This is a genomic window from Bacillus sp. ISL-7 (genome assembly GCF_018613065.1).
On the sequence record NZ_JAGGQW010000026.1, the window covers coordinates 1 to 23,542 of the forward strand.

Annotated in this window: 18 protein-coding genes; 5 read left to right on the forward strand and 13 right to left on the reverse strand. The window is 39.6% G+C overall.

The features are described from left to right. Nucleotides 1-297: 297 nt before the first annotated feature. Nucleotides 298-717, forward strand: a complete 420-nt coding sequence (locus tag J7E66_RS07820) for a hypothetical protein (RefSeq protein WP_214998942.1) — start codon at nucleotides 298-300, stop codon at nucleotides 715-717. Between the two features lie 157 nt (nucleotides 718-874). Here the strand turns inward: J7E66_RS07820 and prfB are convergent. Continuing rightward, nucleotides 875-1,976, reverse strand: a protein-coding gene (prfB, locus tag J7E66_RS07825; RefSeq protein WP_168245711.1) for a peptide chain release factor 2 whose coding sequence is annotated in 2 segments (ribosomal slippage) — nucleotides 875-1,903 and nucleotides 1,905-1,976 — 1,101 coding nt in all. Because the reading frame shifts where the segments join, the coding sequence is not laid out codon by codon here. A 393-nt stretch (nucleotides 1,977-2,369) separates the two neighbouring features. On the opposite strand from prfB, the gene J7E66_RS07830 reads away from it, so the two are divergent. Continuing rightward, nucleotides 2,370-4,325 (forward strand): SEC-C metal-binding domain-containing protein, encoded by a 1,956-nt coding sequence (locus tag J7E66_RS07830; protein WP_214998944.1) that lies wholly within the window; start codon nucleotides 2,370-2,372, stop codon nucleotides 4,323-4,325. Between the two features lie 284 nt (nucleotides 4,326-4,609). Here J7E66_RS07830 and J7E66_RS07835 read toward each other — a convergent pair whose 3' ends face one another. The 8 genes from J7E66_RS07835 to J7E66_RS07870 form a co-directional block, all read right to left on the reverse strand. Then, the gene (locus tag J7E66_RS07835; protein ID WP_214998946.1) at nucleotides 4,610-5,314 is read right to left on the reverse strand and encodes a CpsD/CapB family tyrosine-protein kinase; all 705 of its coding nucleotides are present in this window, start codon (nucleotides 5,312-5,314) and stop codon (nucleotides 4,610-4,612) included. Next, nucleotides 5,307-6,056, reverse strand: a complete 750-nt coding sequence (locus tag J7E66_RS07840; protein ID WP_214998947.1) for a YveK family protein — start codon at nucleotides 6,054-6,056, stop codon at nucleotides 5,307-5,309. The genes J7E66_RS07835 and J7E66_RS07840 overlap by 8 nt, the downstream gene beginning before the upstream one ends. A gap of 432 nt (nucleotides 6,057-6,488) precedes the next feature. Next, entirely contained in the window at nucleotides 6,489-8,555 is a 2,067-nt protein-coding gene (locus tag J7E66_RS07845) for a hypothetical protein (protein WP_214998949.1), read from the reverse strand. Between the two features lie 320 nt (nucleotides 8,556-8,875). Beyond that, entirely contained in the window at nucleotides 8,876-10,648 is a 1,773-nt protein-coding gene (locus J7E66_RS07850; RefSeq protein ID WP_214998951.1) for a cytochrome c3 family protein, read from the reverse strand. Nucleotides 10,649-10,760: 112 nt separating this feature from the next. After that, on the reverse strand, nucleotides 10,761-11,726 hold the full coding sequence (locus J7E66_RS07855) for a 6-bladed beta-propeller (protein ID WP_214998953.1): 966 nt from the start codon (nucleotides 11,724-11,726) through the stop codon (nucleotides 10,761-10,763). A gap of 18 nt (nucleotides 11,727-11,744) precedes the next feature. Further along, the gene (locus J7E66_RS07860) at nucleotides 11,745-12,461 is read right to left on the reverse strand and encodes a tetratricopeptide repeat protein (protein ID WP_214998955.1); all 717 of its coding nucleotides are present in this window, start codon (nucleotides 12,459-12,461) and stop codon (nucleotides 11,745-11,747) included. 33 nt (nucleotides 12,462-12,494) lie between these two features. Continuing rightward, on the reverse strand, nucleotides 12,495-13,658 hold the full coding sequence (locus J7E66_RS07865) for a cytochrome c3 family protein (RefSeq protein ID WP_214998957.1): 1,164 nt from the start codon (nucleotides 13,656-13,658) through the stop codon (nucleotides 12,495-12,497). 27 nt (nucleotides 13,659-13,685) lie between these two features. After that, a complete protein-coding gene (locus tag J7E66_RS07870) occupies nucleotides 13,686-15,107 on the reverse strand; it encodes a cytochrome c3 family protein (RefSeq protein ID WP_214998959.1) in 1,422 nt (473 codons plus the stop codon). A gap of 537 nt (nucleotides 15,108-15,644) precedes the next feature. Here J7E66_RS07870 and secA point away from each other — a divergent pair. Next, complete coding sequence (secA, locus tag J7E66_RS07875; RefSeq protein WP_214998960.1) at nucleotides 15,645-18,158, forward strand: preprotein translocase subunit SecA; 2,514 nt, start codon at nucleotides 15,645-15,647, stop codon at nucleotides 18,156-18,158. A 62-nt stretch (nucleotides 18,159-18,220) separates the two neighbouring features. Further along, nucleotides 18,221-18,370, forward strand: a complete 150-nt coding sequence (locus J7E66_RS07880) for a hypothetical protein (protein WP_214998962.1) — start codon at nucleotides 18,221-18,223, stop codon at nucleotides 18,368-18,370. 229 nt (nucleotides 18,371-18,599) lie between these two features. Here J7E66_RS07880 and hpf read toward each other — a convergent pair whose 3' ends face one another. Further along, on the reverse strand, nucleotides 18,600-19,148 hold the full coding sequence (gene hpf / locus J7E66_RS07885; RefSeq protein ID WP_168245720.1) for a ribosome hibernation-promoting factor, HPF/YfiA family: 549 nt from the start codon (nucleotides 19,146-19,148) through the stop codon (nucleotides 18,600-18,602). Between the two features lie 274 nt (nucleotides 19,149-19,422). Here hpf and J7E66_RS07890 point away from each other — a divergent pair, with 274 nt between their 5' ends. Next, nucleotides 19,423-19,920 carry a spore coat protein gene (locus tag J7E66_RS07890; RefSeq protein WP_214998963.1) on the forward strand — a complete coding sequence of 166 codons (498 nt, stop codon included), beginning with the start codon at nucleotides 19,423-19,425 and terminating at the stop codon, nucleotides 19,918-19,920. Between the two features lie 86 nt (nucleotides 19,921-20,006). Here J7E66_RS07890 and J7E66_RS07895 read toward each other — a convergent pair whose 3' ends face one another. Genes J7E66_RS07895 through J7E66_RS07905 form a run of 3 tightly spaced genes read right to left on the reverse strand, consistent with a single transcriptional unit; the run spans nucleotide 20,007 to nucleotide 23,209 of the window. Further along, on the reverse strand, nucleotides 20,007-20,723 hold the full coding sequence (locus J7E66_RS07895) for a ComFC family protein (protein ID WP_214998964.1): 717 nt from the start codon (nucleotides 20,721-20,723) through the stop codon (nucleotides 20,007-20,009). Nucleotides 20,724-20,744: 21 nt separating this feature from the next. After that, the gene (locus J7E66_RS07900) at nucleotides 20,745-22,232 is read right to left on the reverse strand and encodes an ATP-dependent helicase ComFA (RefSeq protein ID WP_214998965.1); all 1,488 of its coding nucleotides are present in this window, start codon (nucleotides 22,230-22,232) and stop codon (nucleotides 20,745-20,747) included. Continuing rightward, nucleotides 22,217-23,209, reverse strand: coding sequence for a nuclease-related domain-containing protein (locus tag J7E66_RS07905; protein WP_251032830.1), 993 nt, complete (start codon nucleotides 23,207-23,209; stop codon nucleotides 22,217-22,219). Before J7E66_RS07905 ends, J7E66_RS07900 begins: the two co-directional genes overlap by 16 nt. Between the last annotated feature and the right edge of the window lie 333 nt (nucleotides 23,210-23,542).

Genomic DNA, 23,542 nt, shown 5'->3' on the forward strand with positions numbered 1-23,542 from the left:
AGTTTTTCAGTGCCCTCGCTTAGCGCCGAGGAGGCTCTCCAAACCGCCCGCGGAAAGCGAAGCGCCTGGAGTGCAAATCAACAGACAAGTTTTACATAGCCTAACCGAGAGTGAGTATAGCACGGGCAAATTTTGGTGTAAATGGCATTAAGTTGACGTGTTAAAGGGTTAAAATTTTTATTAGCATTTGCCAATAATGGGGTTTTGATAAGGAATTTATGATTCAATACGCTGTCATTTGTTTTGCTAAAACATTATCAATAAATGTTATAATATGTTGAAATGGAGGTGTACCATATGGAGCAGTTGTTACGACAAATGATGGAACAAATGAATCAACAGTTTGATAAAATTGATCAACGCTTTACCGCAATTGATAAGCGATTTGATGCTATGGATGACCGTTTTGATAAAATTGAACGTAGACTTGATGCTATGGATGACCGGTTTGATAATATTGAACTTAGACTTGATGCTATGGATGATCGGTTTGATGCTATGGATCAGCGGTTTAATGCTATGGATCAGCGGTTTGATTCGATGGATAATGAATTCATTGGTGTGAAACAACGGTTAGACAAAGTAGAAGCAAGTATTCACTCACTCGAGGATACGGTTAAAAATAATGCCACGGAATTTAGGAGTTATTTCAGACACATCGATAACAAATTGGAACATCATGATAAAATGTTTGAAATGCTTTCTGCAGAAGTGTAAATTCAAAATTTTAGGTAAATCCACTTAAACCACAAAGTAACGATCACACAACCTTCACCATGATCGGCAAATACATCCCAAAAAATAAGCCTTTGCCGAATGGGTCAGCAAAGGCTTGATACATTTATTTCAAATCCTTGTTTAAAAAATTCCCGTTTTACGAAATCCTCGACCTTAGATACGCATCAATAAACTGATCCAGATCCCCGTCCATCACAGCTTGAACATTTCCGCTCTCGGCACTGGTCCGGTGGTCTTTCACCATCGAATACGGATGGAAGACGTAAGAACGGATTTGACTTCCCCAGCCGATCTCCTTCTGTTCGCCACGAATTTCCAGAAGCTCTTGTTCTTGACGCTCAATTTCCAATTGATATAACTTAGATTTCAGCATTTTCATTGCCGCATCACGGTTTTTAATCTGTGAGCGCTCTGATTGGCAAGTGACGACAACATTCGTTGGCAGGTGGGTAATCCGGACGGCGGAATCCGTGGTGTTGATATGCTGTCCACCCGCTCCAGTCGCACGATACGTATCAATTTTTAAATCTTCTGTCCGAACTTCGATTTGAATGTCATCATTTAACTCAGGCATCACTTCACAGGATACGAACGAAGTATGGCGACGGCCTGAGGAATCAAATGGGGAAATCCTTACCAGACGGTGAACCCCTTTTTCCGCCTTCAGGTAGCCATAGGCATTATGACCTTTGATCGCAAGCGTAACACTCTTAATCCCAGCTTCATCCCCAGGCAAGTAATCGAGTGTCTCGACCTTAAAGCCCTTTTTCTCAGCCCAACGGGTATACATCCTGAGCAGCATCGAACCCCAGTCCTGTGATTCTGTTCCGCCTGCACCTGGGTGAAGCTCCAAAATCGCATTATTTTTATCATACTCCTCACTCAAGAGAAGCTGCAGTTCAAATTGACTCAAGCGCCCTGTAAGCTGCCCGAGCTCATCTTCCAACTCGGTCCGCAATTCTTCATCATTTTCTTCTTTAACAAGCTCATAAGTTAATTCCAAATTTTCAAAGCTCTCATTAAGCTTATAAAATTCATGGACCTGGTCCTTCAATCCGTTTGCTTCACTAATGACGGTCTGAGCTGCTTGCTGATCATTCCAAAAGTCAGGATGCAGCATCTCATCATCTAGCTCAGCAATTCTCGCTTCCTTATTTTCAAGGTCAAAGAGACCCCCTAAAGTCCGCTAATTTCTTAGCTGTTCTTTCAAGTTCATTACGAATTTCTGCTAATTCCATTTTCTTCACCTCTATAAAAATTAAAAATATGACCTCTATTGTATCTTATACCGAAAATCAATTGTCAGTTCCTTAACCATTATAGCGTGATAACCGTATAAAATTCAAAGTTTGGTCTTAAAAAAGCACAAACCTGTTGTTAAGGAATGATCGACAAATCTTTATTTGGATCATCCAAGACTTAAAATATCATTTCAATCAAATTTCATTAGTATTTTTATATTTCTGCCTGTCAAAAATGGTACTATTAAATTAAGTGGAAAGTGGATGAAATCCACTTTATTTCAGCTGTTTTATACATAATTCACCTTTTAACATGAATGAACATACTACATCATGCAATTAATTAGTGCGCTGGATAAATAAATAGGGTAATCAAAGGAGCGGAATGAGTTGGAGAAAATAAACCGAAATGGTCCTTGTCCATGCGGAAGTGGGAAAAAGTATAAAAAGTGTTGCGGGGCTAATGAAGCCGTATCGATTACCGATATGATTGATAGTGAAATCGACGTCCTGCAAAAGCATATCCTCCATTATGCTTACTATCACTTCGGGCCAGAAATACAAGAGGATTTCGAAGTCCTTGAAGAAATGATTGAAATCGATAATGAACAGGAACGAGAATTTTATGAGTTGATTCATGCCATTTGGTTTACTCTTTTTGAAGGATTAGATGATGGGGAAACCATTATCGAGAAGTTTATTGCGGCTGAGATTGGGAAAATTAAACGGCCTAAATTAAGAAAGATTTTACAAACATGGACGGAAGCTCGAACGATTGCTGGAAAAATCCTGGCTGTTGAAAATAATAGAGTAACGGTGGAGGACGGCTTTACCGCTGAAGAGTTTGAAGCAATCATTGCGAATGTACCTATCACGGTTGAAGAAGGTTCCTTCTTCGTAGGAATCTTAGTTCCCTATGACCAAAATTATGTCTTCTTTCCATCTCCCTTTGATTTACCAGACCTAAAACCTGAAGATGCTTTTTCATACATTGAGGTTAGCAGTATCGAAGCAGATTACGACTCACCCCAGGAATACTTGACTGACTTTTTCCTGGAGGTCTTGAGCGAACTTCCGGTGGTCGGCAATTTTTTGGAAATCGATGAAATGGATTGGCCGGCACCAATCTATAAAGAAGTCGCCAATATCTTTAAGCAAAAGCTGGAATCTCTTGATGTACCAGCATCCATAGTCGATACGGGGGTTATTCTTTGGATGAGTTTTTGCCAGAAAAGGCAAAAGCGAATCCAAAATCCGAATCTGTATGTTGCCGCCCTCCATTATTTACTGTCAACGATTGCACCGTTAGAAAAAACGTATACTCAAAAGGAGCTCGCCAAGCTGTATAGTGTTTCTACTGGGTCTGTTTCCTCCATATTCACGGAGTTGGAAACGGTATTACATCCAGAAATTGCCGAGTTGATTGGAATGGTTTATGGGTTAGATGAAGCGCCCCTACTGCCGCCATTTGAAAAGGCACCTGTTATTGATTTCCCAAGAAAAAGCGCGCCCGCAGCTGAAGAATCAAGGAAAACAGAAGCGATGCGGGATTCATCTGTTCAAACACTTACACTTGTCGATACTTCATCAAAAAAAACTAAAAGTCCAGTTCGTAAAGTTTCAAAGCGGGATGAAGAGCGGGCTAGAAATTTAATTTACGACGCCTATCAATCGGACGGCCAGCAGCGTTATAAACTGGCTGAAGAAGCAGTAAAGCTAAATCCAAATTGTTCGGATGCCTATGTCATCCTTGCTGAAAAAACAAAAAGTCTTGAAGAAGCCATCTTGCTCTATGAAAAAGGCATCCAGGCGGGGGAACGAGAACTTGGTAAAGCGTTTTTCAAGGAGAACAAAGGGTACTTCTGGGGGTTAATTGAAACAAGACCCTTCATGCGTGCGAAACTACATTACGCAGAGGCCTTGTCTCTGATCGGAAAAATAAACGAGGCCATCCTCCAATATGAAGAATTGCTGGAACTCAATCCAATGGATAACCAAGGCGTTCGTTACTCGTTGTTTGTAGCCTACCTAGATGCGGGAGACACTCAGAAAGCTAGTGACTTGCTCTACCAATATGAAGAGGAGTCAGCCCAAACTTCATACAATAAGTTGTTGCTTGAGATCCAAGAAAGAGGCTTTACGGCGAAGGCCGCGAAACTGCTGAAGGAAGCAAAAAAGGATAATAAGTATGTGATTAGCTATTTAACAGGCAAAAAACGCCTGCCTGCTTATCCCCCTGACTATTATGGTTTTGGTGATGAAAATGAAGCGATTGTTTATGCAGATATGCATTTGCATTTGTGGAAGAAGATTGATGGGCTGGTTGAGTGGTTGAAAGGGAAATAAGTCTGGACGAATAGCCCCCTCACATTATATTTAAAGCCCCTGGCAGCTCTAGTTGGAGTTACCGGGGGCTTTTGTATAGGTTGGAAAACCTCTTGGAATTTCCCCAATGTATTTAGTTAGAACAGATTAATGCCATAAGAAAGGCAATCGATGAAAATTGAGTTTTAGAACAAAAAAGTTTGTAAACAAGACCGAGAGGGGCACATCCCCCTTTCGTTTTGTTTAATTCAAATTCCTCTTTCGGTTTCAAACTTGGCAAAACCTGTGAAACCTTTAGCAATTTTCTATTTTGCACCATAATAGTAATAGTAGTCATTTTTTTGGATGGCTTTATTGTTTAAAACCACTCCTAGTAGTTTGCTTTGTGAATTCACAAGTAATTCTTTTGCCCTTTTTGCTGGCTCCATCTCGGTTTTGCCACTGGATACAACAAGGATTGACCCATCACACTGATTTGCAATGACTTTGGCATCTGTAACCGCCAATAGAGGAGGGGTATCGAAAAAGATATAATCGAATTCTTCCCTAGCATCCTGAATAAACTGTGTCATATTTTTAGAACTTAATAATTCTGACGGATTCGGTGGTATTGGCCCACTGGTAATGATAAATAGATTTTTCTCCTTTGTTTCCTTAACCGCTTCTTCAATAGATAATTGCCTTGTTAATACAGAAGTAAATCCATTTAGATTACTAACTCCAAAGGTATGGTGGACTGTCGGCTTTCTAAGGTCAGCATCTACGAGTAAAACTTTTAATCCAAGTTGAGCAAAAGTAGCAGCAAGGTTTGCAGTTGTCGTTGACTTCCCTTCACCAGGCCCAGAGGATGTTACCAAAATTGTCTTTAATTCTTGGTCAACCGAAGAATATTGTATATTGGTACGTATAGTCCTGTACTGCTCGGAAATAGGCGATTTCGAGTCAATTGTTGTAATGAGATTTCTACTTTTATTAAGTTTTTGTTTCTTTCTTCTATTAAAATTAAACACCAAAGGTCGCTCCTCTTTGCTTAGATTTCCTTAATTCAGCGCGCGTATTTTTCTCTACAATGCTATGGTTATCCATCAGTGCAATAACACCGATTAGAGGAAGCCCTAGTATTCTCTCAATATCCTGCTCATTTTTAAGTGTAGTATTGAAGTACTCAAGTAAGAATGCACTGCCCACACCTGCCATGAGGCCCACTACACATGCGATGGCAATATTTAATATTGGTTTTGGCTTAATTGGGGATGGTTCTTTTTCCAAGTTTGCTTCCGCTAAAATGCTTATATTATCGACATTCATTATTTTACTAATTTCACCTTTGAACACATTTACGGTTTCGTTGGCTATTAGTGCAGCTTCTTTTGGATCCTTATCCTGGACAGATATTGTTACCACCTGGGAATTCTTTTCGTTCATTACAGTAATTTTTCCAATGAGTTCTGCAGTTGTCGTATTCAAATTTAATTCATTCACTACCTTATTTAAAATAGCTGGACTCTTAATAATTACGTTGTATGTATTAATTAACTGGAGGTTTGTTTGCACTTCGTTGTAATTGTAAAGTGTTTGCTCATTTCTAGATTGATTTACAAGAATTTGTGTGGAAGCTTGGTAAGTAGGAGTTATGACAAAGTAACTGATGATCCCACTAATAATCATTGCTATAAATGTTACAGACAGGATTAACTCTTTTCGTTTTGTAAAGGTACCTAATAGTTCTTTCAGACTTATGGTCTCTTCCATCTTTCGCCCCCAAATATTAATAAAGCCAATGACATCTTATCATAGCCCGTTATACTTATTGGGAATTTGTCTAATAGTTCGGAAATTCGACAAACATTATATCCGTAAAACAATTTTTCGTTCACTTGACAAACATCTAATATAGTAATTAGTTGATTAGCAAATTTATTACAGTAAATAACTTCGTTAAGGACGTATGCCAAAACCCTCATTATTGTTATATTGCAAAAATTTCGCAATATATCTACAAAAGTGCCAATATAGAGAAGTAAAGGTTAATTTTTAAAAAAGGCCCTCCATCTTTTAAAGAATGACTGTTTTTGTTGATAAATGCATACTTTTTTACAACAAATATCTTCATTAAATACAATATTTAATGAAAACCTTGGTACAAAATACAAAAAACCGAGAGGTAATTTCCACTCGATTATTTTATGGACTATAGATTGTTATAGGACCATGCACGGCCTCAATAAATGAATTGTTATTGCTATGACATGTTGAACAGACTTCTGCACTGGTATTCGCGTGACCTAATTTTGCCCGCTCATTCGTGGTAATGATTGAATCACCATTTTCATCATAAATCGCTTTACCAGTAATACCGTAAATTGATGCTTTACCATTGTGGCAAGCTATGCAGAAATCTCGTTTCTTTAAATCAGTCCAATCTTCTTCCTTGTTAAGAGAAAAATCACTTTGATTTTCATGGCCTAGTTTATCTTTTAATAATAGAATATTTTTTGCCCCATGTGTTTCATGACACTCCGCACAAGGGATTTGGCCATTTAGTATACTACCGTCAATGGCGGTGATGATATGTTTTGAATCCTCATTTGTATAAGAGCTTAATATGTCTTTTGCATTTTTTACTTTGTTCTCGTTGTTATGACAGCTAAAACATAAGTTGTAATCCTCAACTTCTGATATGACACTTGTTGGATCGCCCCTTACTTGTTCTGTTTTTGTTATTTCTCCTATTGCATTAGTTTGTTTCTTAAAGTTCAGAACTTTATAACCACCTGTCTCTTCTGCCTTCTTTTTATATGAAGAGGTATACCTTCCATGACATGATTCACATAGTTGGATATTACTATCAATCTTGCCTACAGCGATATCTTCCCATTTATCTTCAGGTTGATGTTCATAGACAAAATGGGCTTTTAATAAGTTAGGATTTTCTTGGCTCCAAGATAAATGTGGATTATGGCAGGATGTACAGGAACCTGCTTTAGTTTTTTGATCTAATCCTAGTTGAGTATCATGTTTATTCGTTATAGCGTTTCCGGCCTTAACTGGGCTTGTTATAGTTCCATCATGACAAGCCAAACAATAACCTTCCTTTACATCTTTGCCTTCCAAGCTTTCGTTCGTTGCTACATGGGTATTATGGCAGACACTACAGCTGTTGGTATTATTGTTATAAAATCCATGGGGCTGCTCTCGTAAATCTTTCATTTCTTCGAGTGTGTAGCCGTTAATAGGATGATTTTTCACCTGATTGGTTACAGTTGAGAATTTCTTAATTAAAGGAAAAAAAATACGTCCATCATCTGCTAAAAGTGTCGAGTCATTAGGTAGGCCATTAGAAAACAAACTAGAATTAAATTTCAAATAATATGTTTCCCCTGGATTGAGATTATTCAAGGATATTTCAATTTTATTATTAGTAGTTCTAGGTTTAACCGTACTCTCGACTGATTCATTGTTTTTATCATAAACAATGATTGGATTAACAATCGTATGTAAAAGGTCTTCACTAAGTTCAATGACAATGGTTTGATTTAGGGAAACTCTAGTTATGTCGTCTATGTTCAAAATATCAATATCTGCAGTTACATCTTCATCTCTGAAACCCCCGTCAGCATCGTACACTTTCTCTCTGTATTTGAAGACATTCATTGTAATAGATTTTATATATGGACGTTGAACAGGAATAGTTGTTGTATTATTCAACTCATCAGTGGCTTGTATTTTCACATTGTTCTGTTTAATAGATAATATATCGGTTGTAAATGTCCAATTTCCAGATATAGGAGTCAATGCTATTTCTCGATCAGGATAGATTAATTTCATTGTTATTGGCTTATCTAAAGCCTGATTATCAGAAACCACCCCATTCACTTGAACTCCAGTGCTAGTTAAAGTAATACTCTTTACAATAATGGAAGGCGGGATTGTATCTGTTTCTGAAACTGATTCTTCAGTTGTAACTGGTGGTTCTTCATTAGTAACTGTGTCTTCAGTTATAATGGGTTCTTCAATAGTAACAGGGGCTTCAGTTGTAATTGGTTCTTCAACAGTAACAGGGGCTTCAGTTGTAATTGGTTCTTCAACAATAGCCGGGTTTTCAGTTGAATTAGGATTCTCAACTGGATTAGAGTTTTCCGCTGGGACCTGAACTTCAGCAGTAACTCTAGAGGGAAGAATGATGGAGATAAACATTAATAATAAAACAAAAATGATATTTAATTGTTGGATTTTAATTTGTGAAGTCATTTTTGGTCATTCCTCTTTTAATTCGACATGTGATTTGATGATAAAATTTCTATGGCGATAAATTAACATGTTATTAAGTTTATAAATATTTAATGTATTTATCTTATAATCTTCAGATTTATTATACTTTTATTGTTAATGTATTTGGTTAACAGATCTGTGAATAATGATTGACAAATTCGTGAATTGAAGATTGACGATTTTGTGAACTCATGCTTAAATAAAAATAAGAAAATAGCCCACCGAAGTGAGCTGCCATCTTTAAACTTAATAATTCCATTCAGGGCTATCAAATAGTAGGGCTATTTGGTAGCTCTTTTTTAATAATCGAACTCAATTCCGTTACGGTCGTTATCTTCATCAGCAGTTGGATTGTATTGGAATGTGTCAGTGTTTCTTGTTCCTTCTGAGTGAGAAGATGTATGACATCCCCAACATACAGCCATGTTAGTGTAACGTTTTAAAGCAGAAGATGGGTTTTTATCCATCATGTAATCTGTAGCTAAATTATGACGCTCAGTTACATCAGTAACACTTGAGAAGTATCCAGAGTCAGATTTTTCTATATCAGCAACTTGTTTACCACGAGCGTCTCTCATGATTGTTACATCAGTACCATGTGCATAGTGACAGCGTACGCAAGTGTAGCTATCAGAAGTTGTAGTGTGACGGTATGCATGATCAAATTGACCAGTTTCTTTACCAGATCCTGCTAGGTAGTCAGTGTGACAAGCAGCACAGAATCCAGACATTGCAACACCACGACCTGAAACATAACCTGGGTTTGTAGTACCGTCAGCTTTTTTGCTAGCCCATAGAGAAGATACAGTAGTTGTTGCAACATTGTTTGCATCTAAAGCACTTACATCTAATTTAACTACGTATCCACGTGCAACGCTACCAGAAACTAGTGTATTAACAGTTCCTACTAATGTTGTTTTTGAAGCTGGTACTCCAGCAAAGCCATTTCCTAAGATTTCGCCTTTTTTAAGTTGGTCAGTATCAAATACTTCTGTACCAGCGCTGTTTTTGAATGCTGTCCAGTAATGTTTGTTGTGATCCGCGTCAAAGTCATATCCATGTAACCAAGGATCTGTAGTGATTTCATACGCAGGAGCTGGTGTTACTTTATCCGCAGCTTTTTTATCTGGATTCCATTTCATTAATTGAAGAACAGTATCACCAGTTGTTAATCCTTTTGCAGCATAATCAGCATTAGTAGGTGCTCCTGTGTCACCAATTTTAAAACGATATAAAACATAGTTACTTGTTACATCTACATTTTTGGCATCTTTAAAAGTAAAGTCACCTGCATCAACTTTTGTTGATGTTGTGAATTTATCACTAGTTGTTGTATTTACAACATAATTAGCGTCAACAACAGGTACGTTTTCTACTCTCTTACCGCCTTTATCAGCAGTTAAGTTACCCATCCCGTTTGGATCTGTGTGTAATAAACGATCAGAGTAAGATCCGTGTGGCGCGTGACAGCTTGCACAAGTGAATTCAGCTTCCCAGTTACCAGTGCCATCGCTCTTTCCACCAGGAGCAGCTTTTACTTCAACAGTTCCGTTAGCTAAGTGAACAGACATATTACCATCATGAGTTCCGCCAAATTTACCAGCAGAGTTTGAACCTGTGTATACGTTGTAGAAACCTAATGTACCATCATGACAAGCTGTACAAGTTGCATATTCGCCATCTTTGAACAATAAGTTCTTAGATGCGCCTGTGTGTGTTTGGTGACAGCTAGCACAAGAGTTTGTGTTGTTCATGTAAGAACCGTGTGTACGTTGTGTTTTGTGTGTACCTGAAGCATCTTTAACCATGTCATCAGATTTGATAACACTGTTAAATTTAGAACCATCATTGGTACCAATATCAGAACCAGTTTTGTTAGCGTTGCTTTTTTCAACAGTGTTGTAGCTATTGTCGTTATCAGTATCATTTGTAACTACACCTGCTTGAACATCTGCAGGATCCCCAGGTGGTGTTACAACAGGGTTACTGCCTGCAGCAGAAGCCACGATGCTAAACATTGCTACTAACATTAATGTTAGCAGGAATGAAGAGCTAATTTTCATCTTACTCATTCCAAAAACCTCCCATAATTCTCTCTTTTTTTCTCTCTGTTTTTAAATCTAAATCTTTGAAATTACACCCTAATTTAAGGCATCACCTCCTTAAATAAATCGATAGGTTTATTTAATAGTAAAGAGCAACCCGTTGATTCAAGGTGTCGGTAATATAAACCCGGTCGTTGTCATCTACATATAAGCCATTTGGAAGATAGAATTGTTCATTTTGGTCTCCCATAGAACCGAAGGTAAATACTTGCTCACCTTTTTCATTAAATCCATAGATCGTATGAGATAAGTTGTTTACGACATATAGGATACCGCGAGAATCAACGCCGATTCCTCGTGGATTTACGAAAACAGATGATCCTTTACCGTCTTTTGAGCCATTAATAGTCCTAAGATATTTTCCATTTTGGTCGAAAGCTACAATTCGCTGATTACCAGAATCTGAGACAAAGAGTTCACCTGTTTTTTTATCTAATGCAATAGCATTCGGAGCTTTAAATTTGTCATCCTTATTAGCAGCCGTGCTAATTTCTAGCAACTTTTCGCCAGTAAGTTTAAAGACAAAAACTTTGTTTTGTTGAACATCCGTCACATAGAATTTTTCATCAAAGATACGAATTCCTGCAGGTGTTTTTATTACTTTCTTTTTGTCATCAAAGTATTTGATAAATTTTCCTTTTTGATCATGTATAGATATTTTTCCATTATATAAATCGGCCACATAGACATTTCCTTCTTTATCGCCTGCAATCCCATAAGGAAATTTAAATTGACCCTTTCCTTCGCCCTCTTTACCAAACTTAAATATTGGTGTTCCAGATGAATCAAATACTTGAACACGCTTGTTATTGGTATCTGAGACATACAGGAACTCACCAATTTTAGCGATATCCATTGGTTTATCCAATGAATTATCAAAGTCACCGTAGATCAGTTGGCTAAAGGTAGGAGGAGCATCAGGGTCAACCAAATTAGGTGCTTTTTTAACAACAGATTGCATGTTCAAGAAGTAGATAGCGACAAATGCAGCAATCGAAAAAAATACAATAGCACTCATCCACTTATAGACTGTCTTTTTCTTCAATGTTTTCAACCCCTATTGCTATTTTTTAGCGACTCTTTCAAGTCCTTCTAATGCTGGTTTATACAGAGGGTCGTAACTAAGTGCGTCCTTGTAGATTTGTTCAGCATTCTTTTTGTCACCTTGATCTTCTGCGACTCTACCAACTTCGAAGATAATATCCGTATTTGCAGGCATTAATTTATTTGCTTCATTAAGTGCTTCAATAGCTTCTTTATACATTTTAAGTTTTCTATAGGACATTCCTTTCAAAAGAAAACCTTTGTAATCTTTAGGTGATATTTCTGTCGCCTTCTGTGCCATTTTGACTGAATCATTAAGTCTATTTTGCTTGTTATAAACAAGTCCAAGATTAAAGTAAGCATCGAAATAATTCTTATCTAAATCAATAGCCAATTTATATTGCTTAATAGCTTCATCGTTATCACCGGTTAGGAAATAAGCATAACCAAGATTGACATGGGACTTTGGATCATTCGGCTTCGCATCAGCAACTGCTTTTGCGTTATTTAATTGCTCAGCTAACCGATCATTATCATACTTTGACCAAAAATACTTTTGGCTGACATAATAACAGGCACCAACTGATATAACTAAAGTCAGAAGCAAAATCAGAAGCGTTTGCCACCAATTGAATTTTTCATTTTTCGTACCTTTAGTCTTGTTCTTCTTTTTTTCAGGTTCTTGTTTTGATCGTGTCTCTTGTTCTTGGTTGAGTGTTTGTTCTTGAACTTCCATTCGAACCCTCCTAATCTAGCAAATGTCGTCTGCCTATTTTATATGGCAGGCTGAACAAGTTCTTTTTACGTGACAGGTATAACAATAATCAGTTACTTTTTGATTTTCAGACAGTGTTACTGGATGTCTTTCTTTGTCGAATCCTTTATGCATCGCAGGATGACAGGATGAGCAGGCGACCATTGTGGTTTTAACCCCACCAGTTGCTTGATAGTTATGACAGGCTAAACATTGCTGTTTATCCTTTGATGCCTGATTACCATGGTTCGTCATCCACCGGCTGCTATGGCTAGCTGGCCGTTTGCTATGGCAATCTTTACAGAAAGTATTGTCTTTCGCATAATCATAATGATTCTTTTTCACCTGTTTTTGCTGAGAATCTTTTTTAAGATAAGTAGTTAAGGCTGAAACCTGATCATAACCCTCAACCGGTTCCATTGACATATCCTTATGACACTGATTACATTTTTGTAGATTTGTAGCTGCTTGTTTTCCATGGGTCTTTGATGCAAAATCTTCTTTTTTGTGGCTTATCGGAATCATTCCAGTTGTATGACAGGCACTACATTTAGTTGTAGCCTTACGAGCCTTATGGCACTCGATACAAGTATCCATATCTGGCCGAGTGAATTTGAGATCCGCCATGGTTGCTGTTCCGACTTTACTGTCCCACTTTTCGTAGTCAGTTGTGTAGGTCATTTTTCGATCAGCGACTTTACCATGTGCTACCCCGCTATGACACTGGATACATTCAACCCCTACACTTTTATGCTTATCATGGGGGATGATTAAGTCCCCTGATGGAGTTACCTCTCGTTTTAAAACGTCATGACATGATTCACATGCACTATCTTGTATTTCACCAGGCATTCGAATTGGTGCAGCAGATGTGCTCGTTGATTGTTTTTTTAAAGCTTCAACTACCCCTTGAGCTTTATCTTTTGCTAATGTTTTAAACACAGGGTCCGTGTGACAGTCGGTACAATCGACTTCACTGTGTGTGGAGGCTTTCCACGTATAGACCTCCGGTTTCATCTCATGACAGGATGCGCAAAACTCGGAGCTAGATGTTGTTTCTAGCCCCACGAAGCTGAGACCGAGGAAGATGGCTAGAAACAACAATGTTAAAGTCGCAATTTTGATTAATTTATAGCGAAAACGGGGAGGGACTGACCGCGTTTCTCGTTCTTCTTCCATAAAGCGACCCTCCTGAACAAAAATCGATTATTTCTTCTTGTCTGTTTTAAAGCCAGTTCTGTGACAGTATTGGCAATACACATCTGTTGGCGCTTTGACTTCTGTTGATCCTGGTTTTGGCTTTTCACGGTCGTGACAAACGAAGCATTCTGATTTTTGATCAGCTGTTTTCGCTTTAGACGCGTGGGCCGTTAGCCATTGATCGCTGTCTACGTGTCCAGAAGGACGGTTACTGTGACAGGCGCTGCAGAATTTATTGATTCGAGATTGATCTTTAACGATTGTGATGTTTGGTATATATTTTGTTTTTGTTTCTTTCATTTTAAGTAGAGAGAGAATGTCTTCTTTTGGGATTTCTCTGATCCATTTAGAATCCTGGTGACAGTTCACACATTTATCTAACTCTTGGACAGCCGTGCCGCCGTGTTGACCATTCCAGCCTTCAACCTTATGACTCTTAGGAACTTTTACTTTTTTATGGCAAGTTTCACATTCCATCGAAATTTTAACGTCTTTTTGTTGTTTTCCAATGGCTTGTAAGATGATATCTTGTGTTTTTTGATCATGCTCGGCTAACGCTTCAGCTTCGGTAGCTTCGCCTTCGTGTGTTGCCTCGGTTGTTGCTTCTGTTGAGACTTTTGTAGCTTCAGTTGAGATTTTTGTAGCTTCAGTTGAGCCTTCTTTTTTATTTTCTTCCAGCATTTTCTCGAGCTCTTCTGGATTTTCCGGTAAGCTATAAGCTTCTTCTATCCATGGCTTTTCCCCGTCGTTTACTTTATCGTGGCAATCAATACAAGTTCCCATGTTAGGTCTTAAATATTTCTTTTCCATCAATTTTTCAGCACTCTCTGCTGTCCACTTACCGCGTACTTCTTCGACGTTGATACCACGAGATGCCATTTTTGCATGGACAACCCCGGCGTGACAGGTGATACAAGGAATATCTTTTTCGATATGTCCTTTGTGATTTACCTTTAAGTCACCGGATGCTGTAACGAGACGATTTTTGGAGTGACAATGTAAGCAGTTTTCATTTGAAACAGCTTCCGTTTGAACAATTTGTTCAGGTACACCTGTTACATGGTAGTACACTTCTTTCATTGACTTAATTTTGTGGGTAATCATGTTGGTGAAACCTGGCTTGATATGACACTGAACACAAGATATCTGATTATGGGCACTGGCAGTAAACGTTGAATATTCTGGTGCCATTTCGTGACAGCTCGCACAGAATGTCGGCGAGTTTGTCATGGTAAGGACCCCGTATCCGCCACCAAAAACAATGATACAACCGACAAGTGAAACAAACAGTAATTTCCACCTGTTCACTGGATTCTTCCAGTCAATCCCTCGAAACTTTTGCCAAAGTCCGCGAATCAGGCCAGCTTTTTTTCTATCTTCTCTACTTTCGGGATCTTTATCTTTATTTTTTTTCCCCCAAATGGCCAATTAACTCACCCTTCCCATTTTGGATTCTTTCTCTATATTTTTTCCATATTAACCTCTCTAAAGGTAGTATCTAACATTGTAAGAGTATATTCCAATGTACAATTTGTGAATAATTTCCCAAAGAAATAAGAGGTGATATTTCCACTGAAAACAACTTAAAAACATTGTTATTAAAAGGTTAGATTAACACTATACGCATGTTGTTTAATCTGTATATCTATGTGTTTTTATGCATTAATAGTGTTATTTATACAAAAATACTTAGGAATTGAAGAGTTGATTTTCTGGTTGCAATACATTCTCAACAGTTGCCATAAGTCTGTCATATTTGACGATAAATCGAACATAACAAAAGGCTAGGTTAGAAGTTTGACTTTAGTTGATTAATTATAGTAGATTGTACGAATCTTGCTTCCCTCTACATTGTTGTCACTGTATTGAGGAAGTGGTAAGATTAAAAGGGAAATTATCGATATTTTTGACTAGGATTTTTTAAAAAAGAGTGTATTAGTCTCGAAATAAAGGAGCGTTCATCAGATGATGGGGATTTTAAATAAAGTATTTGATCTGAACAAGCGTGAGCTGAAGCGGTTAGACAAGCTTGCAACGAAAATTGATGCATTGGCGACGGAAACAGAAAGACTGACCGATGACCAGCTGCGGGAAAAAACAGAGGAGTTCAAGGCCCGCTATCAAAACGGGGAAACACTCGATGATTTGCTCGTTGAAGCGTTTGCCGTTGTCCGTGAAGGCGCCCGCCGTGTACTTGGTTTATATCCGTATCATGTTCAGCTAATGGGGGGTATTTCTCTCCACGAAGGGAACATTTCCGAGATGAAGACTGGTGAAGGTAAAACGTTAACCGCGACCATGCCCGTTTATTTGAATGCTCTTTCTGGTAAAGGTGTTCATGTTGTTACGGTCAACGAATACTTAGCAAGCCGTGACGCCGATGAAATGGGTGAATTGTATCAATTTTTAGGCTTAACGGTAGGCTTAAATTTAAATAGTATGGATAAGGATGAAAAGCAGGCAGCCTATGCCGCAGATATTACGTATGGAACAAATAATGAATTTGGTTTCGATTATTTGCGTGATAACATGGTCCTATATAAGGAACAAAAAGTACAACGCCCACTTTTTTATGGAGTGATTGACGAAGTTGACTCGATCTTAATTGACGAAGCCCGTACCCCATTAATTATTTCAGGTTCAGCTGCAAAGTCCGCTGCCCTTTATATTCAAGCCAATGCCTTTGTCCGTATGCTTAAAAGGGATACAGATTATACGTATGATGAAAAGACAAAGGGCGTTATGCTGACGGAAGAAGGAATTAGTAAGGCTGAGAAAGCCTTTGGGATTGAAAACCTTTTTGACATGTCGCACGTTACCTTAAACCATCATATTAACCAGGCTTTAAAAGCGAATGCAAGCATGCACCTTGATGTGGACTATGTCGTGCAAGATGGCGAAATTGTCATCGTTGACCAGTTCACCGGTCGTTTGATGAAGGGACGCCGTTATAGCGAAGGCTTGCACCAGGCTATTGAGGCAAAAGAAGGTCTCGAAGTCCAAAACGAAAGCATGACGATGGCAACGATTACGTTCCAAAACTACTTCCGGATGTATGAAAAATTGGCCGGTATGACAGGAACCGCGAAAACGGAAGAGGAAGAATTCCGTAACATTTATAATATGAATGTTATCGTGATTCCTACTAATCGCCCGATTGTCCGTGATGACCGTGCTGATTTAATCTACTCATCAATGGAAGGCAAGTTTCGTGCCGTTGTCGAGGATATCGCTGAGAGATATCAAAAAGGACAGCCCGTACTAGTTGGTACGGTTGCGATTGAGACGTCTGAACTCATTTCCAAGTATTTATTGAAAAAGGGAATTCGTCATAATGTCTTGAATGCCAAAAACCATGAACGTGAAGCAGAAATCATTGCAGAAGCAGGTCACCAAGGATCGGTTACGATTGCGACGAACATGGCCGGCCGTGGTACCGATATTAAGCTGGGTGAAGGTGTCATTGAACTGGGCGGACTTGCCGTAATTGGTACCGAGCGTCATGAAAGCCGACGGATCGATAACCAGCTTCGCGGACGTTCTGGACGACAAGGGGACCCTGGTATTACACAGTTCTACTTATCGATGGAAGATGAACTGATGCGCCGCTTCGGTTCTGATAATATGAAATCCATGATGGAACGTCTTGGCATGGATGATTCTCAGCCTATCCAAAGTAAAATGGTATCTAGAGCTGTGGAATCTGCGCAAAAACGCGTCGAGGGTAACAACTTTGATGCCCGTAAACAGCTCTTGCAATATGATGATGTTCTTCGCCAACAACGTGAGATCATTTACACCCAGCGTGATGAAGTATTAGAATCTGAAAACCTTCGTGACATTGTTCAGAAGATGATTGTGAACTCCATCGAGCGGAATGTGGATGCCCATGCATCTCGTCATGAGGATGAGGAAGAATGGAATCTTCAAGCCATTGTCGATTATGTGAATGCTACTCTACTAAATGAAGGTGACATCGCGGTCGATGACCTTAAGGGGAAAGACCCCGAGGCAATCCGGGATACGATTTTTGCAAAAGTGAAGGAACGTTACGAGGAGAAAGAAGAACTTCTCTTCCCTGAGCAAATGCGCGAATTCGAAAAGGTGGTTACGCTGCGTGCGGTTGACTCCAAGTGGATAGATCACATTGATGCGATGGACCAGCTCCGTCAAGGAATCCATTTACGTGCATATGGACAAATCGACCCGCTTCGTGAATATCAGCATGAAGGCTTTGCGATGTTTGAGACGATGATCCATTCGATTGAAGACGAAGCAGCGACGTATATCATGAAAGCGGAGATCCGCAACAACCTTGAGCGCCAAGAAGTAGCCAAAGGCCAAGCCGTTCATCCAAAAGAAGACGGCGAACCGGTTAAGCAAAAGCCGAAAGTGAAGCAAATTGATGTGGGACGTAATGATCCATGTATTTGTGGAAGCGGCAAGAAATATAAGAACTGCTGCGGGGCAGGGAAATAAATAGTTTTGTCAGAGCCGGCGATTTGATCGCTGGCTCCTTTTGTTGTTTGAGGGGGGATTATGTGGATATGTTGATAAGTGGTGGGGATTTGTTGATATCTTCTGAAAATTTTGTAGATATAATGCATAGTTTTGTTGATATCTCTTCTAATTTTGTAGATATCCACAAGGGGATATCTTTTTTATATGTTTATTTAGAAAAGGCAGCTTGATTTTGTGTGATTTCTCCTCTATGTGACCCATTTATCTGTACTTACTCTTTTCGGTCACGTAGACCCTTGCTACGTGACCCAATCCTCTGTTCTTTACTCTTTTCGGTCATGTAGACCCTTTCTACGTTACCCAATCCTCTGTTCTTTACTCCTTTCGGTCACGTAGACCCTACCCGAGCTCAAAAACGCTGCCCCGTTAAGGAGCAGCGTTTGCTTTTCGTATATTTACTTATTGTGCTTCGATTAAGCCGTAGCGGCCGTCTCTGCGCTTATAAACAACATTGGTACGATGTGTGTCTGCATTTGTGAATACATAGAAGCTATGGCCTAGCATGTTCATTTGCAGGATGGCTTCTTCACTGTCCATTGGTTTTAGGTCGAAGCGTTTTGTACGAACTAGTTCTAATTCGTCTTCGTCTAATTCATGAATTTCGGTGTTTTCAGTAGTTGCAAATGTAACAGGAAAGTCGCCTTTTTCACGGAATTTACGGTTAACCTTTGTTTTGTGTTTGCGAATTTGGCGCTCTAATTTGTCAGTAATCAAGTCAATCCCAGCATACATGTCAACATTTGTTTCTTCAGCACGAAGGACTAGTTGCGGTAGTGGGATGGTTACCTCTACTTTAGAAGTTTTATCTTGATTGAATCGTAGATTCACATTTACCTTTGCATCAGGTGCTTCAGTAAAATAGCGTTCCAATTTAGCGATTTTCTTTTCAACATACTCTCTAATTGCTGGAGTTACCTCAATGTTTTCACCACGAACGTTATATTTCATTTGTGGATTCCTCCTTTAGTTAAGGCTATGTAATAACATTTCTATTTTACCCTATGATTATCCTGCTAAATCAGAACAAAAATTTTGTCGATTTATTGACAAAATCAAAGGGAATATAGTGACAATGTTTTGTACGCCCTTTGACACAGATAGATAATATTTACTAAAATGAATGATTGTTCAATTTTATTGTAATCTTTAGTGGGACAACTTTCCAGTGAATTGCTTAAAGAATAGGTTAAATGGATGTTAAACGAAATGGAGGATTTCGAGAATGGAGCAAGAAGAAAGAAAATTACTGGCCTGGCATGAGACGTTGGAATTGCACGAAATGGTTGCTTTTCAGTCGGTTGGGTTAATGAAACTAAAAATGTCGATGAAGAAAATTACTGATCCTGAGCTAAAGGAACTTTACAAAAAATGTATTCATGATCTGGAAAGCAACTTGAGAGCTTTACTTAAGTTTTATCCCTCTGCCGCCGGCCATCAAGCCAGGGACGAAGAAGATGTGCGCGAGGATGCAGGCTTTTTTGCCGGTGATTTGCTGGGCCTTTCTAAAACTTTGGTGAGAAATCTTTCTGTCGCGATTACAGAAACGGCGACACCTGCGTTACGAAAAACATTTACCAATCAACTACTTGGGGCGATTCATGGACATGAGCGCATTTTTAATTATATGCACAAGCATGGTTATTATCCTTCCTATGATTTAGGTCGGTTGCTTGGCCATGACATTGAAAATGCACAAAAGGCGTTAAAGATGGGATTTTAATGTTATAGGGGCGGGCGGGTCCCTGTCTGAGGTCCCCCCTTAACTCCATCCCTGGTTGCGCACCGATTGGAAGATGCGCATGTAAGCTAACGAGCAAGTGTCAGTGATTTAATGCTCGCAGCACCGGCTGCTTTTAAAAGTTTTGCTGCATGCCGTAGTGTTGAGCCAGTTGTATAGATATCATCAATCAGGATGACCTTTTTTCCTGCTAAGTCAACATTAGGGTTGACCTGAAAGACTTGTGAGAGATGAATCCGCTCGGACCTAGATTTTTTAGATTGCTTTTCTGAATGGATTCGGCTGAGCACATTTTCGGGATGATAGCCTGCTTCTGCTAGAATGGCGGCTGCCTGGTTAAAGCCCCGCTCATATAGTCGCTCTTCACTTAAGGGAATAGGTATACATAGGTCAGGTGCGATCTCGGTCAACTTCTGCCTGAGAAATGCCGAAAAGATTCTCGCTAGTACATAATCGCCGCGAAATTTAAACTTTGCGATCACTTCTTTTAAAAAATCATTGTAGAGGAACAGGGAATGGTTCTTCTCAAGGTATCCCTGCCATTCGGGATCTTCCTCCCATCGGAAACAATCATGGCACAAATCACCTCTACGAAACTTCATATCTATGTTGCCAAATGGCCTGCTGCAGATTTGGCATTGATCGCCTTCAACTTTTTCTAACTTCCCTTCACAGGCTTGGCAAATAAGCTGTTCTTTATCTACGGAGAAAATGGCCCTCCAGCCAATGCTTGGCAGGATTACTTCGTGGCAGTTTAGACAGCGGTTTTGGATGGGGAATTTCATTTTTAATGCTCCTCTCTCTTTTTATTGATTGAGCAAGCCCCTTTTAATACCTTCTCGGTTCATCGAGATGATTTGCTTTCTTGCCTTTAACATCTCTTCAGTTTTTCCATAATGAAAATAGGTCACCACCCCATCAGGATGTTCCTTACTCCTCCCTGCTCTTCCGGCAATTTGGACGAGGGCACTTTCTGTAAAAATGGCATCTTCGGACCCAACTACGGCTACATCAATGTTGGGAAAAGTTACTCCTCGCTCAAGAATAGTTGTCGTTAACAGTAAAGGAATTCCTTTGGATCGCATTTTTTGCACCTTTTCTTTGCGGTCAGGGTCTTCGGCATGGACAGCTTCTATAGTTGTATCAAATTGGCGCAGGATGGGGAGGGCTTTTTCCATCAAAGGGATATGCGGAAAGAAGACTAAGGCTTGTTTGTTTGCTTGAATCCGCGCCGAAATCCAGCGGAGGACATTCGGTGGCAATTTATTTTTCTGCAATTGCTTTTGCCAATTCCCACACCATACAAAGTTGGGGACCGGGAGCGGATGGCGATGGAAACGAGCGGGGATCGTGGTGAATGCTCGTTTCCCTGTACGGCATTCCCTTTGCCACTTTTCATTTGGCGTGGCGGTTAGGTAAATCATGGCCGATGATGGCTTTCTCGCCTCGATGGCGGCATACTGGAGGGATTCCTCAACTGTATAAGGAAAGGCATCAACTTCGTCTAAAATGATCGCATCAAAGGCATGGTAGAAGCGGAGCAGCTGGTGGGTGGTCGCAATCGTGAGCGGAGCATAGAGGTGACGGTCCTCGCTTCCGCCATAAAGAGAAGCAACTTTTATTTCCGGGAAGGCGGCTTTTAGTCTAGGAGTGAGCTCTAAGACGACATCCGTTCGCGGTGTGGCAATACAGATTCTTTTTTTAGCAGCAAGTGCGGCTTCAATTCCAGCGAATAGGACCTCAGTTTTCCCTGCCCCGCAAACGGCCCAAACTAAGTGCTCCTGATTTTGTTGAATGGCTTCAATTACATGCTCTGATGCTTCTTGCTGTCCTTGTGAGAGTGTCCCCTGCCAATGTTTGATTTTTGCAGGGAGATGGGTGTCAGGCACCGGGCCATTCCAGCCGATGAGTGGCGTGCATTCGCTAATTCTTCCCATCATGATGCAATGGCGGCAATAGAGACAGGTTTCGCCACATCGTGAGCATGGGTAAGATGCAAAATGCTGTGGGTCCTTATTTCCGCACCGGGAGCATATGGGCTTTTTTCCGTTGTACTCGATTCCTTTCCGGTAGGTGACATAGCCATTTTCGTAATGTGCTTGCACTTCTTCTAATGGAATTGGGATATCTTCTAGGAGGAGTTGTTTGCCTGTGAGAAGCTGCTGAAGATCAGGATTGTATTGGAAGTTTGGATTTAGATGCGGCTGCGGGATACTGGCGATGTGCGTAATTTGGAATGAATCAACGTCTTTGATGCTAGGAATCAGGAGTTTATTTTTTATAACAAAACGCACGAGGACACCTCCTCTGGATTCAGATAATAGAGTCGATCTTTTGTTTTACCTATTGTTTGCAGGTTTAATTTATGAACAACTTTTTGAGTGGTATCAGGGGATGGTAGATGTAAATAGTTTCTCAATTCTAGATTGGTCATTGTTGGCTTGTATAGGTAGAAATAGTGACTGAGGCTTTTTAGGATGGCATCTTTTGAAGAGGTTTGACAGGCGGGACAAATCCATTTTCCTCTTTTGAAATTCATTGGGATATAGTTACATTTATCATCTGGACAACAAACTCCGCTCCGGATATCTTTTTCGGTAAGATTGTATTCTTTTAAGATATCAATTGGTTTTGGACTGTGTTGACTTAAGAGCAATTTTCCGATCTTAGTCAAGGTATCGGTATCTACCCTTTCTTGATGATTTCGTTGTTCCATTGATTCGATTTTATTAAAAAGGTCTCTTCCCTTGCATACTTTACTAAAATCTGTTTTGTCTCCGGAGTTAGTTTTCAAGATTGTACTGGTACTTTTGAAAAAAACAAGGGTGTCAACTGGGAGAAGATTGCAGCCGTTTTGGACCAGCCAATTGCGTAAAAGGGATTGCAGTCGTTGGCATTGAACGCACGGGTCCTCGAATGATTCTTCAGTTCCATCATCATGGGTACGAATTAGCTGCTTGAAGACATTATCAAAAGTTAATGTGCCTGCGATGTTTTTTGCTTCGATGATTAGGATGTAGTTTTGTGAGAGGAGAAGTGTGTCGATTTGAAAGTGTATGCCATTGTATTTTAATTGGAGGTCATGGAAGATAAGGTATTTATCATGTGGAAGTTCTTTAACGTAGTTTGCTAAGGCAATTTCGCCCCAGTAACCTGCCCATCGTTTGGCGAGATCTTTTTCAATTTCTTGATATTTGCTGTGACCGAGTATTAGTCTTATTTTTAAGATTTGGGTTAAGAATAGTCTTTGCGGAGGGGTTAATTTTTTCATGATCAATTCATTCGTCAGCTCCTTATTCTTTTTTGGAAGATTTCTTCAAAAAATGGAGAAATTCCTGCTAATTTGTCGAAGGTTTTTATATTTTTTGTGGATATGTGACGGTCTGGTGTCTTTACAATTGTTGCTAGGGGATTCCGCCAACTTTTGAAGTTATTCCGCCAAACCCCTTTTATTTACCTTTTTTAATATCTCGAGCCTATCCTCTGGTCATTTACGGCTTGGCTCTCAGCCGTTCGATTCCGCCAACTTGGGCCGGGATTCCGCGAACTTTTGGAGTTATTCCGCCAATCTTTCTACAGATTCCGCTAACTTCGGAACCTTTTC